Raw genomic sequence first — 18,050 nt, forward strand, 5'->3', positions numbered from 1 at the left:
TCCGAGATTGGCGATCGCTCCGGCTATAAGACCGAGAATAATCCAAGCAATAATGTTCATTTTCTAGTCCATCAAGAATCTTGCTATTACTTTATCAATTAGTTATGAACTTATTTTTCTCTCGTAACACATAACTAATAAATGTTAACAAAACTCAATTTTTTTGATGTTTTGTAGATATAATGGTGGTACATTATCTACTAACCAAACATTATTATCAGAACAGTAAAATTCGTAACCTGCCTGATACATTGCCTTAGTATTTACAGCAAAAACTATCGGTTTACCGTGCCTTGCACCAACAGCTGTCGCGGTAACAATATCTGCTGAAAGATGGACATGATGGCGCGACATTTTACAAAGTCCGGTTTGGAGAATTGATTCAACGGCTTTGTGTCCCGTACCGTGATAAAGTACATCAGGAGGAACAACAGCTTCTAGCTGCAAATCGACTTCTACACTGTGTCCTTGGTTAGCTCGAATGAGAGTGCCTGTAGAGTCAAAGGAAAAGCGTTGTTTGTCGTTATATTCTACGACTAAATCCAACTCGTCGCGGCTGATAGGAAACTGATATTTTTTGCAAGCTGCTAATAGTTTATTGACAGCAACCCAACCACCAGGAGAAAGGGTAATGCCAATTCTTTCTGGTTGATGTCGTAGATGTTTGCTGAGATATTTGCTGATTTTTACCAGACGAGAATTGTCCATATTAAGGTGAGAACTGCGCCTAAACGTCTACCACAGTACTGTATACATGACCATCGTTAGAAACAATGGCTTGATAAAATTGGGGATTGTGCAAATCTTTAAAGCCTGGAGTTTCTCTCATGGCTTTCAAATCGGCTTCGCTTTGCCAATTAGCGATCGCAGTGACTCTTGTCTTATCATCGCTTACAAGTAACTTGGCAGAAACGAATCCTGGCTGATGTTTCACAACATCCATGTAGACTTTTTGGATATTGAGGAAAGCATCTTCTTGCTTTTCTGGTAAAACGGTGAAAACATTCACAAAAGTAATCATGATTTTATGTAAAAAAGTCTTTATATTAAGTATAGCTATGCGTCAAAGTTTTTTTCAACGCATTCGCCGTTAGGCGTTCCCGCAGGGTAGGAACACAGAGTCAGCGCTAAGGGACGCAGAGTTGTTCTTTATATTTATATAGTCTGGGAATATCCACCACCTAATTAAAATCCTCCTGAAAACAGTTTACCAATTTGCGCTAAATCGACATTTCCACCGCTGATGATGACACCAATTTTTACCTCTGGTGCTGTTACTATACCTTCTAATAAAGCTGCTGCTGCTAACACTCCGGTGGGTTCAACGACAATTTTCAAACGTGACCATAAGAAAAACATGGTGCGAAGAATTGCTTCTTCCGATACTGTCACCATATTATCAACATAATGCAGCACTAGCGGGAAAGTTATTTTACCCAAGCTGGGAGTACGCGCACCGTCAGCAATCGTATTAGGATTGTTTACAGTATGTAAAATTTTGCTATGAAATGAGCGTGTAGCATCGTCGGCAAGTTGTGGTTCTACACCAATTACTTGACAATTTGGTAAAAGTGCTTTGGTGGCGATCGCACAACCGGAAAGTAATCCACCACCCCCACAACAAACTAATAGCAAGTTCAATTCACCAACTTCTTCAATTAGTTCTAAAGCTGTTGTACCTTGTCCGGCAATTATATCAGGATGGTCGTAAGGCGGAATGAGTGTTAAACCTCTTTCTTTTACTAGAGTTTGGGCTAATTCTTCTCTGTTGGTTTGCTGTCGATTATATAGAATCACCTCAGCACCATAACCGCGTGTAGCAGTTTGTTTGACGGCGGGTGCATCATCAGGCATTACAATTGTGGTAGGAATGTTGAGTAATTCTCCAGCTAAGGCGATTCCTTGAGCGTGATTTCCAGATGAAAATGTCAAAACACCTTTTTGTTTTTGTGTTTCCGATAGTTGCGACAGCGCATTATATGCACCTCGAAATTTAAAAGATCCAGTGCGTTGAAAATTTTCGCATTTGAAAAATACTTGGCTGTTGATGCGTTGATTAACAGTTCTGGAAGTTAGAACTGGGGTACGATGGGCAATTCCCGCAAGACGTTTTGCAGCTGCTTGTACGTCAGTTATAGTGATAGAATTATGCTTTAGCATTATAGAAAAGAACAATCATACAAATCTCCTACCGATTGATAACCGATCGCCTGATAAATATGGTTAGAAGTCGGGTTTGCCAAGTCGGTAAACAAAAAGCAGTATTTGTGTCCGCGAGATAGTAAAATCTGGCTTAAAGCTGCGACACAAGAACTAGCGTAACCCTTGCGACGGTGTTCCGGCGGTGTGTACACTACACTAATTGCCGCACCGTTGGGCGTTATCCCAACATGACAAGCCATTGAGACGGGGGTTTCATCCTCCCAAAGGTAAGCAGTACCTCGCTGTAAATGACGCTCCACAGCGCGTTCTGTATTTGTCGCAGCAATACCCAAAGCTTCCACTACAAAAGCTTCAAACCAATCGATCAGCAATTCGCGTTCACGGAGTGACTCTGTAAGAGTATCGCTCTCAGTCGCTTGACGTAATTCACCGGTTGCTTGAGAAATCTTCTCAACTTGTTTCAATTGAAAAGCACGCAGCGCCATTTTTATTTCGTAAGATTGACTGGTAAGCGATCGCCAAGTTTCTGCAAAGGCTTTTGCCTCAGCATTGGGAGCATTGACTTCCGCTAATGAATTTTCTGTGAGGTGTAAATTTTGAGCAATTGCCTCTATTGCCCCAAAATCCTGTATCTTGGACAATAGCAAGTTCCGAAGTCGTGTTCTGATTGCTACTGCAACGATATCTCCCTCAACTTCCACGGTTGCTAAAAGTGGCTTTTCCTCGAAGGCTTCGGGATTGTGAATCAAGCTGTGGCAAAGTACAAGCAGCCGGTTATGAAGTGCTTCATCTCTGAGCAAGTAATCTTTTACCCGGTCATAAAATTGATTTGCATCCTGATATCGATAGACTTTCATTTTACCTTTTCTTTTGTACGGGCGGGGTTACCCCGCCCCTCCTTTATTTCCACTACTCATTTGTTCTCGCAAAATAGCAACTTGAGAAATGATAATTTTCTCCATCGCTCCAGCTTCCATAGTTCCCATCCAGCGAATCATAGAAGAGAGAAATAGTTCTTTCAAGTACGCGAAAGAAAAGCCATCTGTCATTGCAACTATCTGATTTAAAACATCTTCAGATAGACGCATTGCAGTTTGCAGGCGATTGTTCCAAAATTCTATGTAAGCTTGTCGTACAGTGATATCTGGCAGTTCAAAATGATACTTGCGGTCAAAACGACTGGGGCGATCGCGAATTGCTGAATCTAATTTTTCTGGATGATTGGTTGTCGCCAGCGTGACAATTCCCTCATTATACGCGAAACCGTCAAGTTCATTCAAAAAGAAAGAGCGATTTTCATCAGTTAATAAAGAATCAATATCTTCTAAAACCAAAATACAGGGAGCAGATTGTCGTGCTTGTTTGAAGACTTTACGGATGTTTTCGCTATCAGTATCATACTCTGACTTAAAGCTTTTAATGTACAAGCAAGGCTGCTGCATTTTATTAATTAATGCTTTTACTGTGTGCGTCTTGCCATTTCCTGGGGAACCGATAAACAAAATTCCTCGCTTCCAAGGAACATTATAAGCTGCGTAAGTTTCGCGACATGCAAAGAAGTTTGTCAAGTCGTCTTGAATGTCTTGTTTGAGAGTACCATGCAAAATCAGATTCTCAAAAGTTGCATTTTTAATTGCTTGAAATAGTTCCGGATTTTTTGCCCAGTAACCATCTTCAAATACTAAAACTTCGTCGCGAATTTCTGAGTTCCAATCACAAACAGCAGTAAAAAAGCTTTCGGCAATCTCTTTGCTATCAGCTAAAATCCAGTAATAGCGAATTTTACAATAACCTTCATGCCAACTGATTAAAAGTACGTCGATTTTATGCCCTTGCCATATCACCTCGAAGTTAGCATTTTCGGTATAATTGTCAATTTTCTTTTCCATTCCATCCCAGCTTGTGAGAATCTGGTTGTGGATGGATGTTTGCTGGTGAAGAAAGCAAAAGTTTGCTTCTGCGTACTTCTCTAAATTAAATGTAGAATCGCTACCTTCTACCAGTGCTTTTTCGGGATAAAGCGCGGCTAATTGTTGACTGACATGATAAGCGATCGCATTATTAGGAAGGCTAAGTGCTTCTGTAATCAATTGTTGGATTTTCACGTTTATTTAGTCCCTGGTTGTGGGATGATAATCAGTACCCGGTCGCCCGCAGGCTGGAAGCCTGGAGCTACACAAACAAAGCCTGCCTTCGCAGGCTAAAATCTTACAGCCTGTGAAGGCAGGCTTTGTACGTATAGCCGCACCCTTCTAGGGTGTCGGCGACAAAATTGGGATGCTCCCTAATCTTGGAGATTATCTACAAGACATCTAGGACGAATTCCTGAGAATTAATATTATTTAAGTGTCAGTAAATTAGGCTTAAACAAATTTTTGCTCAAACTTATACATCAAATCTATCCTTCCTTTACGTAACATTGCGGGGTCTAATCTTTCAGTTGTGTTGCAAGTCATCAAGATGACCAAACGCTGTTGCATCTGAATACCAGATTCATCAATTACACTTTGGTATAAAGTGCCATCCAGCAAGCTAAGAATATGTTCCGTTTTATTATTGTATTGCGCTACTTCACTGGCACGGTCTTGTGCTAAATTATCAGCTTCGTTGATAATAATACAAATTCTTTCTAAGTATGTGGGTGGGACAAAGTTAGCGATCGCATCGTGATCTAAAATAAAAATCACATATCCTAAAGGCACAAGAATTTCTTTAGCTACAGCTTGCGTCCATACAGTTTTACCTGTACCCGGTTCACCGTGTACTAAAACTGCTAGCTGCTTTTGATTGAGAACCGCTTGCTGTACTGAATCTGTAAAACTTTGGATATCTTGTGGAAAAGTGCGGATCGGAAATTGACTGTGAACCTTACCCACACGACTTTGATATCCACTCAGCATCATTGCTAAGTCGAAAGTTGCTTTATTAATTAATGGCGTTAATTTTTTTGCCATTAAAGTATACTGTCGTCTTCCGCGATCGTAAGGGTCAATTTGCAGCCAAACGTCATACTTAGACCAGTAAGCATAAACTGTATTTATCACATCTAAGCGTTCCCAATTAGAAAATCGTTCCACCGGAAAATAAAAATCTCGTTCTAAATAATATTGAGTAATAATATCCGGACGACCTAATAATTCTAAAACTCTTAATACAGTAATTTCTTGAAGTCTATTTAGAACGTAATCAATCGGGATACTGTTGCGGCTGACAAATTGAACAATGGGCGTTTCTGTACTTAAAACATCTTTATAACGATGATCTGGTGAGCTAGGTTCAGGTGTGATGTAATTCCAAAGTTTTTCTATTTCGTAGCGCGTATTATCAGAAACAACATTTAATATATTAGCCCACCAAGCATAATTAGTCCGTCCCAAATTATCAGCAATATTACTTGCTAAATTCAAACTTTTTTGAGTTAATTCCCCTGCGTCGGTATACAACAAATGCCACAAAAAGCCCCAATCAAACTCTCGATTAAACGGACGCCAACCGCTAGCAAGTAAGCTTTGACGATTGTTATTCGTTGGAGTGCCTTCATTGTGTCTAAAATAATCAAAATCCATATTTTCAGTTGTGCGGCAGTGGTTGAGTAGTTCTGTTGTAATGCAGGAGACGGGAAAAAAGTTTTCTTGTACTATAAACTACAATAAGTGCAAGTTGCCACTTTGATTGTCTATCACAGAAGAAAAAACTCCGCTGGGGAGTTTGTACACAAATGATGAACAAGGATAAGCAGTTCAACCTAATTAAACATAAAATTCAGGTAGGGTGCGTTAGGAGGACAGTACGGCACCCTACTTCTAAGCTTACCTTGCAGGTTTTGGGTGCTGACTCGCTTCTCTATGTAAGATGCGCGACTATTATGGCACGCAAGCAGTTCAATTTTAAGTGATTTTTCTTGATTTGTAATTACAACAGCACAGGTATATCGCCAAGTTATAGTTTATCACTTTCTAATTATAGTGATTCTTCAAGCGATATTAACCTGGTATAGGAATCTCAAATAAGAGCGTAAAAATTTCTCTCTTTTCTTTCCTCTGTGTCCTCTCTCTTGAAAAGGTCTGATGCCTGCGGCAACGCTTCGCGAACGGAGGTTTCCTCCGCTCAGACTTTTCGCTGCGTTCTCTGCGGTTCGTTAATTCAAGTCTTTTTCGCAAATCAAATAGGACTGCTATATTTATTATTAATGTAGTTCAGTTCCATCTTGACGAAGTAGATAGCGATCGCTTATTAATTTCAGCACTACTCTACCGATTTCTGGATGCGTTCTCTCAACTATTGGTTGCACAACAACACCTTCCATCATGCAATTTTGACTTGTGACACTATCAGCATTATTGAACTGAGACACCGCCTGCCAACTGTAAGCACCAATATAAAGTAAAGGCACTCGCGGTAAATTAAATTCTTCACAAAAATCCACAAAATCACTGTAATTTAGGAATTTTCCATCGCGACGTACAGCAAATAAAGCAATTTTCATTTTGCCATTGTTCAAGCCGTATTTAATATCTTGTACGCCGTAGATTTCCCCAAAAACCTGAGTATTTGGTGGAACCTTATGCAAAGCTTCATTTTCGTTGTATGCTCTGATGTAAACTAGAGTTTTATTCGCTTCGCTATTTTTCCAAAAGTAATTGTGACTGCCAACTTTTATTATGCCATCAACATCAACTAAGACGGTGAAGTTAGTTCCGTGCAGCTTCTCTGTGACTACTACTTCTTCACCTTCAATTAACACATCTTTGTAACGCTTTAAATTCTCTGGACTGGGGAATTTATAGTGTCCAATCGGGCTTTCCATTTCTCCACTCATTCCGCGAGGAATTGGGTATTCGTATTTAGTTACACCAAAATACTCGGTATAATCATCTCCAACGTTGACTGTAAAATTATCACCTACTGGAATCAGCAAACCTTCAGAAAAAATTCCTCGCAATTTAGCCGCACGCAGTTTTTTAGAGTAGTAGTTGCCAATGCCAAATTCATCGATAAACGAAGATGGAATTACGCTATCAATCGGAAAGTAAAATGCTAAATCTCCAATCTTGAAGTTACCTTTGGCGGTGATAACCTGATACGCCATTCCTTCAACCATAGCAATATCTAGCCTATCAGCATTGGGGTGAGGATTAACGCTGCTTATTTTGACTACTTCAACTTTAAATATGCTCATGGTTCACCTCATGGTTGAAAGCAGAGTGAGAAAATCCCACCCTACTAAATGCGGTACTACTTTTCGATTTTTTCGCCTAGTAGAAAGCGAACAAAACGAGAAACTTGGATATTTTCACCAAACTTAGATATAGATTGTTTCACCAGTTCTTCTACCGTGATACTTTGGTCACGAATGTAAGGCTGATTCATCAAAGACATTTCTTTTAGACGTTTTTCAATCCGTCCTTGAATAATTTTGGCTTTGATATTTTCTGGTTTATTAGCCAAGTCATCCCGTCCCATTTCGATTTTTTTTTCTTTATCGACAACTTCAACGGGAATATCTGTTATGTTCACGTACTCAATATTTGGACAAGCCGCAATTTGCATGGCGATGTTTTTTGCCAAGATTTGAAATTCCGGACTGCGACTAACAAAATCAGTTTCGCAATTGACTTCTACCAACACACCGACTTTACCACCAGTGTGAATGTAGCTTTCAATCAGTCCTTCTGCTGCAATGCGATTTGTGATAGTAGATACCATACTTTTTTGCCGCAACCAGGCGATCGCTTGATTCATATCACCATTACATTCTATGAGCGCTTTTTTACAACTCATCATCCCCGCGCCAGTTTTTTCCCGCAGTTCTTTGACAAGTTTTGCAGATATTTCCATGATTTTGCCTCCTATTTAAAGACGCAAGTAAAATAAGTCATAATTTATAAAAATAGTATTTGCGTATATCATATCTGCCACTATTACGACAGCATTTTTAGAAAGGAACATCCACCAAGCACAAGGATAAAGGTTTTCTTTACCCAGTTTTTCGGAAATTTCCTTATATCTGCGATCGCTAACCAGTCATGTGGCTTTTGTCTAACTTAGAAATATATGATGCTTTTGTTTATCGCTATCTTTATACTACAAGTGTAATACAAAGATGTCAAGGGGGTGGATGGTAATTTTTACTCTTCTGGTATTGCAGCAAAGAAGAAATATAGCCGTTCTTAGTTGGATGCAATTGCATTGTTCTATCGTCGCGTGTAGGGGCACGGCATTGCCGTGCCCCTACGAGTGTATTGGACTCAACCAATAACCGCTATAAGGACTGAAGTGCTGACTACAAAGTAGGTTAATTTTCTTTGATAAAAATGTAATAAAGTGGTATAATGTAAAATTATAATTAAATTTATTAACGTTTTCTCACCTGAGTGCTATCATTCTTTACATTTATCTCATATAATCAAGAAGTGTCCGATCGCTTTGTCAGTTAGATATATTCTTTCCTCGTGCATGTGTTGAGTGAGCAAAGATTATCAACTTTGAAGGTCGAAACAAGAGCCAGTCTTGAATGAGCGCTCTAGGATCGCTCTCTTGATGCCTCCGCTGTTGTCTGTTATAACTACGATGTTCAATATCATCTTCTGGAGAAGATATGGATTTGGCACGTTCTTTGATTAGTGAAGAAAAGAAGCCCAAGTATCCGCAGCCTTTGGTTTTGGCGGTGGAAGACAACGATGATAATTTAATGCTGATTACCTATACCCTGGAGTCACTTGGTTGTAAACTCATTTGTCAAACAGACAGTTATTCAACGCTACTTGTAGCGAAAGAGTATCAGCCAGACTTGATACTGATGGATATTTTGTTACCTGGTTTGAGTGGTATTGATGTAGTACGTTATCTAAAAAAAGAACCGCTAACTTGTGAAATTCCGGTGATAGCAGTTACAGCTTTAGCAAGCCCGGAGGAACGAGAACGCATCCTCATGGCAGGCTTTGATGATTATATCAGCAAGCCTTACATGATTGAAGACCTAGAAGCGCTGATTTGCAAAGTCTTGGGTAAAAAGCTAAATCCGGAATTTTGTTTTGACCTACAGCAATAGTTTATTCAGCAGATGTCTCACTATCGCTTTTATCTGTTGTCTTTTTTTTAGTCTTGGAAGTTAAAGGGGAATTGCGAATATTTGGGGTATCGGTCAGTAAAGCTATAATTCCTGTGCGTCCTGTCTCTAGTGTGGCATCGCTAAGTAGTTCAACTACCTGGACATTTAATATATCTTCAATTAGTGTTTTGAGTTGAGGTTGAATTGCTTCATCTAAATCAGCTCGTACTTGTTCTGCAAGTTCAATTCGACCGGTTTGTGCTAGTAACTGCTCTGGTTGAGTGATAGAATTTTCCAGTATGATGGTAAGACTGCTATCGGATAACTGACAGGTAACTTTACTCGGCTGATGTCCTAGTTGCTCGCGGTACAAAGCTTGGATACGCTGCGCGAGTGTTCTTTGAATTTGTCCACGGGTTGGAGTTGATGTTGTCGTCATGTGTTGTTTTCGGTAAAGATTTAGACAACTACCGTTAAGCCAAAAAGTATTGCGATCTACTTTTATTTATTATTGATTACTTTCTGAGTTATCAGCAGTAGTGCGCTCTTACGATGTAATTAAATTGAGTACTTTAGTTGCAACTGTGGTTATTATAGTAATAGCCACTGCCAAAAGTCAGCGTCCAAATGTAGTATTTCTCACTCGTTTTTTATCCGTCTCCTGGTTTATTCGATTGGTAATTTTAGATATAGCTAATGACTAATTGCTCAATTGACTTTGCTTTGGTAAGCGCACAGTAAATACACTTCCCTTACCTACTTCAGAGAAAAGCTCAATCGTTCCTCCATGTGCTTCGACAATCAGACGGGATAAATGCAGTCCCAAACCGCTACCGGCGCGTTTATTTCTACCTTGTCGAAAGCGCTCGAAAATTGTTGCTTGGTCTTCGGCAGCTATCCCATAACCAGTATCTTCTATCTCAATTGTTACCAAATTTTTCCCGTTATTCTCTGCGGCTTCAAAAATACGAGTTTCTATCCCTCCTGAATCTGTAAACTTGATGGCGTTACCGATTAAGTTGCTAAAAACGCGCCGCAATTCTAAGCGATCGCCTGTAACTATACCAGCATTTTCACTGGCTTTTTCCAAACCGCTAGTATCTATTTTTAAAGTTAAGCCTTTATCGTTAGCAATAGGATTTAATTCTTCAACTACTTCAGTTAGCATTTCTGGTAAATTGCAAATTTCGGAATTCAAGGTCTTTTTACCAGCCTCAATTCGATAAACTTCTAGCAGATTGTTCACCATCTGCGTCAAGTTATGGTTGCTGCGAATCATCACAGCGATCGCTTGTTTCATTTCTGGGGAAATCTTGCAGAAAATCTCTTGCTGAAATAAATTCAACATTCGATCCGATGCTACTAACGGAGTTCGCAAATCATGCGTCATCCGCGAAACAAAATCTTCTCGCTGACGTGCCATTTTTTGTTGTTCGTCAAGACTGTGTTTTAGACGTAGAAGCGATCGCACTCTTGCCAGTAGCTCATCTGTATCAAATGGTTTTCTAATAAAATCATCCGCTCCCGCATCCAAACCTTCAACAACGCTAGATTCAGTAAAAGCTGTAATTAGCAGAATCGGAATATAAGGCAATGCCGTGTTACTACGTATGCGCCGTGTGACTTCATATCCATCCATTCCCGGCATCATCACATCGAGCAAAATCAAATCTGGTGGTGATTCTGTAATTTGCTGCAAAGCAGTTACCCCATCTGCGACTAAATCCATCTCAAATCCTTCACTTTCTAAAATCGTCTGAACGAGGATGAGATTATCTGGAGTATCATCAACAGCGAGAATACGGTCAATTTTTAAAGTTTCAACAACAGACATGACTTCCCGACTTTTTTAAAGGAATTTTAGAGTTTTTGGTTTCGGTATCTCAGCGAAGTTTCGTTTTGCGGAGGATACTGATAATTTTGGTTATTTTGATTATTTAATCTCGGTTCTGTGGGATTTTCGTCTTTGTTCAAGAATGATATTTGACGTGGTATTTCAATGCGAAACATTGAACCATGACCCAATTTACTTTCAATAATAATTTTGCCGTCCATCATTTGCACCAGCGAATCTATAATTGCCAAACCCAGACCTGTGCCAGGATATTTGCGGGTGGTGGATTGATCGACTTGCCGGAATGCTTCAAAAATATGATTTAAATCTTCCGCAGCGATACCAATACCTGTATCGCGAATGGCGATCGCTACTTGATTTGGTCCTATTTCTTTAATATCGATCCAAATATTGCCAGACTCTGTAAATTTAATCGCGTTTGAAAGCAAATTCGTGATAATCTGTCGCACGCGCACTGAGTCATTAAACACCATCGGGTTTTGCAACTGATTTTGAACCAGCACCGTCAGTTTTTTGGCTTCTGCTAGAGAACGCATTTCTGCAACTGTGGCATTAACTATCTTTGATAAATCAAAGATTCCTGGTTTTAACTGTATCCCTCCTGCTTCTAAATGGGAAAAATCGAGAACTTCGTTCAGCAGCACCAGTAAATTTTTGCCATTATTTAAGATTCGCTGCACCATATCTTTTTGCTGAAGCGTAATTTCCCCACCTTTGGGACGCAGCAATAATTGCGAAAACCCGATGATCGCATTTAGGGGTGTCCGCAATTCATGAGATATTGTGGCTAAAAACTGAGTTTTCAGCCGCGATGCTTCTAATAACTTCAGGTTTTGTAACTGAATTTGTTGGCGTTGTTTTTCTAGTTCATAGTTTTTCCGAATCAATTCCTCGTTAGTTTCGCGGATCTGTCTGTCTGCCAAGGCTACCTGCATTTCTGCCCGATAAACCCGGATGGCATTTCGCAGAACTTGCGCCAAAATTTCTGGGGATACTCTACACTTAGGCAGATAATCTGTAGCACCAGCTTTCATCAGTTCCACAGCGATTTCCTCATCTCCTTGAGCGGTAAGAACTACTAAGGGAACTTTGATTTTTGCTCTTCGTATTCTTTGGATCAGCGTTAAGCCATCTTGGTCTGGTAGACGATAGTCGAGAAAAACGCAGTCATAGCTATTATCGTTTAGGGCAATGATCGCACTTTCACAGTCTTCTACTTCCGACAGTTCCATCCGCACACCTGCTTTTGTCAAAGCGCGACGCACTGCCATGCGATCCACTATGTCATCGTCTACTAGTAAAATTGAGAGCGTTTCTTCCATCGGCTTGAGTTATCGCTTTCAAATAAAGGTTCATCTATAACATTTATATTTTCAAATCCAGCACGGGAATTTTATCTTTTATATTTTAAATTTTTACATTGGCAGAAACTGATAACTGTTAACTTTTAACCAATCTCAAATCCAAAATCTACCTGATGGTAAATTTTTTTTATGGCATTTCACATAATGTCCAATATTTATTGAGTGTTGCCATTAATTCGACAAAATTCGTAAACGTTACAGGTTTAAGTATATACCCAGCTACATTGAAATTGTATGCTTCCACTCTATCTTGATCCTGGTTGGAAGTTGTCATCACAACCACAGGAGTAGGTTTCAATTGAGGGTCAGAGCGTAATTCAACTAAAAATTCAATTCCGCCCATTTTCGGCATATTCAAATCCAATAAAATTAAGCGTCGCGCAGCGGGGACTTGCGGTGGTTCACCTTTACTGCTTCGTAGCATCGAGAGCGCTTCTATTCCATTTGTCGCCACGTAAACTGGGTTAGTGATATTAATTTTTTTGAATGCCCGCTGCACATTCATTACATCAACTTCGTCATCCTCCACTAGTAGTATATTAATCACGTTTTCTGTCATTTCCTTGGATATAAATTAGCAAGGTCAGAAATTATACTTTAGTATATTTACCATAAATCGCCTTGGAGGATATAGTTAATTATTCGCTGTTTACTGCAAACAATACAACTATTAGCAATTCTCACATTGAGAATGATTATCTCTAAGGATAGTGATGGAAAACAGCGTATCATAAAATACGGCAACCTGTAAGCTCCACCCCATTGTAAATGAACGAGCGATCGCCTGTCCTCAGCCATTGGTGAGAGTTACATTTAAAGTTTTGTTGCTCGAAATTTAAGCAGTTTTCCTCAAAAATTTACGAATAAGTTGTCAAAACTCCAAACTCCAAACTCCTAACTTTTAACTCTTTCTACTTCTGCCAGGTAAAATAAAAAGTGCTTCCGGCATTTATTTGCGACTTTAAAGTAATCGTACCTCCTTGCGTTTCCACAATTTTTTTGACGATCGCCAAACCAATGCCGGTACTTTCTTTTTGATCGCGGGATTGCAGAGTTTGGAAGATAGCAAAAATCTTTTCGTGATATTCTGGGGCAATACCAGCACCATCATCAGCTACAGCAAATTCGTAATAGGATGAGCGTTCTGCAACAGAAATTTTTACGTGACCATCCATTCGCGGATGATGCTTGATTGCATTGCCTATTAAGTTAGAAAATACTTGTTGTAAGGGTAATCGTTTCGTCCTGAAAGTGGGCATTTCTTCAGCAACTTCGATGTTGAAAGTTAGCGGTGGTGCAAGTAAATCAATGACTTCTTTTATCAATTCACCAACATCTACTTCATAAGATTCTGTTTGTACGCGCCCAATGCGAGAATATTCTAATAAACCGTTGATCAGTCCTTCCATTCTTTGCACTCTTCCGCGCAACAGATGCATTTGATGGCGATTTTCTTCTCTTAGTTGATCTGCCAAGTCTTCTTCAATCCATTCTGATAGACTGGCGATCGCTCGTAAAGGTGCCTTCAAATCATGAGACGCCACATAAGCAAATTGGTCAAGTTCTTGATTTTGCTTTTGTAAAAGTGCGGTTGTTTGCGCCAAAATAGTTGTCAAACTAGTTAATTCTGAAGCTCGTTGTTTGAGAGCTAATTCTGATTGTTTGCGTTCGCTAATATCTGTTACCGTGCCAAAATAGCCAACTACCGTGCCATCATCTTTAGTTTCCGCTACTGCTTGCGACAACACCCAAGTTGTTTTCCCATCTGCATGGATGAAGCGAAATTCACACTCAAAGGGCAAAGCATCTTGACTTGTTTGTTGTAGTTCCGAATCTATCCGCTCTAAGTCTTCTGGGGGAATTGTACATCGCCAGCCTTTTCCTAAAGCATTTTCTGATGTAATTCCGCTAATTTCACACCAGCGCTCGTTGACATAAAGATAATTTCCTGATAAATCTGTACGGTAGATGCCGACAGGGGAAATTTTGGCGAAAGTTTCCCAACGACGCTCGCTTTTTTGTAGTGCTTGATTTCCTTTAGCCACACGTCGCTTTAGTTCTGCGTTGGCTTCGCTAATATCTCTACCTTCTGAGATTAACAAAGTTACTTGACCAGTTTCGTTTTTTATCGGCTTGATCGAAAAGTCGATGGTTATGATGTTATCGTCTGCACCGAGTATATCAACTTCGTAGCGGACAAATTCTCCTGTTGCTGCGAGTGCGATCGCTTCTCGTAATTGTCTTTGAGTTTGGGGAGAAATCGTCCACCAACGCACTTCCCAAAAAAAACGCCCGATCGCTTCCGCGCTGGTGAGTCCGGCAAACTTTAACACCGTCTGATTGACTTCAACAACAATGCCATCCGGCTTGATTAATCCGATAAATTGAGAAGTCTGGTCAAAAATGGTACGAAAGCAGACTTTACTTGGTATATCTGCTTCCACCGACTCTGATTTGTTCATTTTGGTGAAAAATCATACTTTTTTATCTTTTTTTGCAGATGAACGCTATTTTATTGAATACTATTAATTACTGCTTTATAAGTCATGATGAAGCTGTACAAATTTCAGTTCGTCTTAATATTGAGCAATTATTCGTAAAATAGCTATATATCCCAGGCTAGATTTTTGCTTTTATGCAAGAATAAAAAGAAAAACCAATTATTTCTATCGGTGGATGCATGTTGGTAAAAATATCATCTATCTTAAGTTTTGAAATTAAGATAAATAGATCGCGAAAGGTCGTAAATTAATATATATAATCAGGAGAAAGTGGGTATAGCTATGAGCGAAATTAGAATAGTTCTCATTGAAGACCATGATTTAACAAGAATGGGACTACGGGCGGCATTACAGTCTCATAGCGGGCTTGAAGTGATTGGCGAAGCGCCAAATGCTACCCAAGGACTGAAACTTTTGCAAACCAGTAAGCCGGATGTGGCAGTAGTGGATATTGGTTTGCCGGACATGGATGGAATTGAACTGACGAGAAAGTTTAGAAGTTTCCAAGAAGAGACAGCAGACCAAGGAACGAAGATCCTCATTTTGACAATGGAACATTCAGAGGATGCAGTGCTAGCTGCTTTTGCGGCAGGTGCAGACTCATATTACATGAAGGATACCAGCATTGATAGATTAATGGAAGCGATCCAAGCGACTTACGAAGGTAACTCGTGGATCGATCCAGCGATCGCCAACGTCGTATTGCGGCAAATGCGCCAAGGTCTGCCAGAAGATAACCCACAGGCAAGTCAGCCAAAGACCGTCAAAATTGAAGCATTAGAGACTGAATACGAGCAAGTTTTAGAAACCTACCCACTAACTCAACGAGAATTAGAAATCCTAGAGTTGATTGTTGCCGGTTGTAGCAACGGGCAGATTGCCGAAAAACTCTATATCACAGTCGGGACAGTTAAAACCCACGTTCGCAACATCTTAAACAAACTCTGCGCCGATGACCGTACTCAAGCGGCAGTTCGCGCCTTGCGTTCCGGTTTAGTAGCATAATCGTATCTAATATGTTGCACCTACACCCTAGAAGGGTGAAGCTATACAAACAAAGCCTGCCTACGCAGGCTCAAAAACCGTGATTTTTAGTGTTATTGCTGTAAATAAGTTGCTTACCCCAACCGTTCCTGCAAACACTGAGCAATACGTCGTGCTGCCCCAGGTTTACCCATGCGTCGCAAGCCATTGTCAGCGATCGCCTGAAGTTTATCTGGATCGTTAAAAAGCGATCGCACAACTGAACCAACTTGCGCCGCTTGCTCTACTAAAATCAAAGATGACCCCAAGTGACGGCTTTGTGCTTCCGCAAATACAAAGTTATATTGAGGACCATTTCCCGGAATGGCGATCGCAGGTTTTCCCAAGCCGATAAATTGTTCTGTGGCTGTCCCTGCCATTGCGATCGCCAAATCTCCTAAATGCAAGCAGTCGTTATAAGCTTGTTGAGTCAAAATAATATACGCATTTTTTGATTTAAAAGTCAAGGCATTAATATCAGAAATTTGCACCGGAGATTCTGAGTAAAGATGCCAGCCTTGAGATAGTAGAGATTGAGATAAAATGTTCAAGTCTAAGCTGGATGCGATCGCACCTAAAAACACCATAGTTTCAGTGCGTGAAAGGTAATCGCGTTTTGAGATTTCCATCACTGAAGCAACTGCAACCATAATTTGTTGCCAATTCGCATAAGCTTCTGGTGGACGAGAACCAGGTAAAAGAGTCACAATCAACGGACGAATTATTTCTTCTTGTTCAGCATCACCACCATAAAATCGTCCTTGAGGAAAGCTGGGTTCAAGTCCATCCATCATCGGATTCCCCAAATCAAAAGCAGGAATAGACCACTTTTTTAAGATTTCCGTAGTTAGCGAATCTCTGGGAAATATCGCTTTGCAGTGGGGACGACTCATCAACCAACGTTCCCAAGGATGATAAACTGAACCGGAAAAACTTTCCCAACGTGCAGCTTTTGATTTGCGTTGCAGTAACCCGACTTCATCCCGCACATAATATTCTGATTTTGCCGTGCCGATAAAAGCATAGTCAGCACCGCTTCCCCAAGCAAACAACAGCGGTACAATATCCCCCACAGCTAAAATAGCGCTTTTATTACCTGATTTCTTTTGCAAATTTACCCAAGTACGTACCGCTTTAATTTGACTGCGGGTAAGTTGCACTAAACCACCGCGTACATCTCGGACTAATTGCCGTCCATCCATGTAAATAAAGCCACCAGAAGGCATAACACGTACTGAACCAATCAGGGGAATATTCAACTGTTGATAAGCATGTCCTTCACCCACTATAGGCAAAGCGAAGATATCAGCAGGATTGGATAGTTGCTGGAGTTCTTGTAAAATACGGACAGCAATTACATCCTCTCCATGACCATTACTTAAAACAAGTAAACGCAAGGCAGAAGTTGTAGCTGTCGAATTTAAAGCTAGGGATAACCTAGGTAGATCGCTCATAATAGAAACAAAAACTCATAATTAACTGTCTGTTTGGGCAAGAGGGGTGAATGGGAGTATCAATCATCGGCGTGGAAGCTGGAAGTTAGTATTATTCCCATTGCCGAACCTCAGTATAAAAGTACAAACTAACTCCCAGGTAATCAGGCTAAAAACATGCAAGTTTCTTCTGCCGCAATTTTGACTTTAGCTACCTTAGCGACTAGCAACCCTACTGAAGCAATAGCTGCACCTTCTATAACTCCGACTCAGCCGGAAAAAGCCGGCTTAGTAGTGCCGGTGACGCAAGAAAATACACCTGCACCGATAAAGGCAATTGCATCCCCAGAAACGGTAGTCGTCCAACAATTTTCCCAAACTCCGGCTAATAATAATTCAACTGTAGTCGTAACACAAGAGGTTGGGATAGGAGACAAGGGGACAGGGGGACGAGGAGGACGAGGGGGACGAGGGGGACGAGGGGGACGAGGGGGACAAGGAGGACAAGGAGGACAAGGAGGACAAGGAGGACAAGGCGGAGGAGGACAAGGCGGAGGAGGCGGAGGAGGACAAGGCGGAGGAGGCGGAGGAGGACAAGGCGGAGGAGGCGGAGGAGGACAAGGCGGAGGAGGCGGAGGAGGACAAGGCGGAGGAGGCGGA

The 18,050-nt window shown here is 40.6% G+C and carries 16 protein-coding genes and 1 pseudogene; 3 read left to right on the top strand and 14 right to left on the bottom strand.

The annotated features are described in order from the left end of the window. Positions 1-144: 144 nt before the first annotated feature. The 8 genes from AABK37_RS06410 to tsf all read right to left on the bottom strand — a co-directional run bounded on the left by AABK37_RS06410 (position 145) and on the right by tsf (position 8,001). A complete protein-coding gene (locus AABK37_RS06410; protein WP_432550759.1) occupies positions 145-708 on the bottom strand; it encodes an RNA 2'-phosphotransferase in 564 nt (187 codons plus the stop codon). A 19-nt stretch (positions 709-727) separates the two neighbouring features. After that, positions 728-1,021, bottom strand: a complete 294-nt coding sequence (locus AABK37_RS06415; RefSeq protein ID WP_432550760.1) for an antibiotic biosynthesis monooxygenase family protein — start codon at positions 1,019-1,021, stop codon at positions 728-730. Positions 1,022-1,185: 164 nt separating this feature from the next. Continuing rightward, the gene (locus AABK37_RS06420; protein WP_432550761.1) at positions 1,186-2,160 is read right to left on the bottom strand and encodes a threo-3-hydroxy-L-aspartate ammonia-lyase; all 975 of its coding nucleotides are present in this window, start codon (positions 2,158-2,160) and stop codon (positions 1,186-1,188) included. After that, positions 2,160-3,020, bottom strand: a complete 861-nt coding sequence (locus AABK37_RS06425) for a GNAT family N-acetyltransferase (RefSeq protein ID WP_432550762.1) — start codon at positions 3,018-3,020, stop codon at positions 2,160-2,162. The genes AABK37_RS06420 and AABK37_RS06425 overlap by 1 nt, the downstream gene beginning before the upstream one ends. 27 nt (positions 3,021-3,047) lie before the next feature. After that, entirely contained in the window at positions 3,048-4,268 is a 1,221-nt protein-coding gene (locus AABK37_RS06430) for an AAA family ATPase (protein WP_432550763.1), read from the bottom strand. Positions 4,269-4,526: 258 nt separating this feature from the next. Next, complete coding sequence (locus AABK37_RS06435) at positions 4,527-5,729, bottom strand: AAA family ATPase (protein WP_432550764.1); 1,203 nt, start codon at positions 5,727-5,729, stop codon at positions 4,527-4,529. A 620-nt stretch (positions 5,730-6,349) separates the two neighbouring features. Further along, the gene (locus AABK37_RS06440; protein ID WP_432550765.1) at positions 6,350-7,342 is read right to left on the bottom strand and encodes an RNA ligase (ATP); all 993 of its coding nucleotides are present in this window, start codon (positions 7,340-7,342) and stop codon (positions 6,350-6,352) included. Between the two features lie 56 nt (positions 7,343-7,398). Beyond that, positions 7,399-8,001, bottom strand: coding sequence for a translation elongation factor Ts (gene tsf, locus AABK37_RS06445; RefSeq protein ID WP_432550766.1), 603 nt, complete (start codon positions 7,999-8,001; stop codon positions 7,399-7,401). Between the two features lie 760 nt (positions 8,002-8,761). Between tsf and AABK37_RS06450 the strand changes: the two genes are divergently transcribed. Further along, positions 8,762-9,214, top strand: a complete 453-nt coding sequence (locus AABK37_RS06450) for a response regulator (protein ID WP_432550767.1) — start codon at positions 8,762-8,764, stop codon at positions 9,212-9,214. A 1-nt stretch (position 9,215) separates the two neighbouring features. On the opposite strand, the gene AABK37_RS06455 is transcribed toward AABK37_RS06450, so the two are convergent. The 5 genes from AABK37_RS06455 to AABK37_RS06475 form a co-directional block, all read right to left on the bottom strand. Beyond that, a complete protein-coding gene (locus AABK37_RS06455; protein WP_432550768.1) occupies positions 9,216-9,653 on the bottom strand; it encodes a DUF2294 domain-containing protein in 438 nt (145 codons plus the stop codon). 261 nt (positions 9,654-9,914) lie between these two features. After that, positions 9,915-11,048 carry a sensor histidine kinase gene (locus AABK37_RS06460; RefSeq protein WP_432550769.1) on the bottom strand — a complete coding sequence of 378 codons (1,134 nt, stop codon included), beginning with the start codon at positions 11,046-11,048 and terminating at the stop codon, positions 9,915-9,917. Between the two features lie 26 nt (positions 11,049-11,074). Next, positions 11,075-12,391, bottom strand: coding sequence for an ATP-binding protein (locus tag AABK37_RS06465; protein WP_432550770.1), 1,317 nt, complete (start codon positions 12,389-12,391; stop codon positions 11,075-11,077). Between the two features lie 169 nt (positions 12,392-12,560). Next, a complete protein-coding gene (locus AABK37_RS06470; RefSeq protein ID WP_432550771.1) occupies positions 12,561-12,992 on the bottom strand; it encodes a response regulator in 432 nt (143 codons plus the stop codon). 352 nt (positions 12,993-13,344) lie between these two features. Continuing rightward, a complete protein-coding gene (locus tag AABK37_RS06475) occupies positions 13,345-14,895 on the bottom strand; it encodes a sensor histidine kinase (protein ID WP_432550772.1) in 1,551 nt (516 codons plus the stop codon). A gap of 321 nt (positions 14,896-15,216) precedes the next feature. On the opposite strand from AABK37_RS06475, the gene AABK37_RS06480 reads away from it, so the two are divergent. Then, the gene (locus AABK37_RS06480) at positions 15,217-15,939 is read left to right on the top strand and encodes a response regulator (protein WP_432550773.1); all 723 of its coding nucleotides are present in this window, start codon (positions 15,217-15,219) and stop codon (positions 15,937-15,939) included. A 113-nt stretch (positions 15,940-16,052) separates the two neighbouring features. On the opposite strand, the gene AABK37_RS06485 is transcribed toward AABK37_RS06480, so the two are convergent. Then, positions 16,053-17,411 carry a lipid-A-disaccharide synthase-related protein gene (locus tag AABK37_RS06485; RefSeq protein WP_432550774.1) on the bottom strand — a complete coding sequence of 453 codons (1,359 nt, stop codon included), beginning with the start codon at positions 17,409-17,411 and terminating at the stop codon, positions 16,053-16,055. 156 nt (positions 17,412-17,567) lie between these two features. On the opposite strand from AABK37_RS06485, the pseudogene AABK37_RS06490 reads away from it, so the two are divergent. Continuing rightward, positions 17,568-18,050: pseudogene (locus tag AABK37_RS06490) on the top strand (hypothetical protein); the annotation flags it as partial.

The sequence above is a fragment of the Tolypothrix sp. VBCCA 56010 genome (assembly GCF_050875635.1).
Lineage (GTDB): Bacteria > Cyanobacteriota > Cyanobacteriia > Cyanobacteriales > Nostocaceae > Hassallia.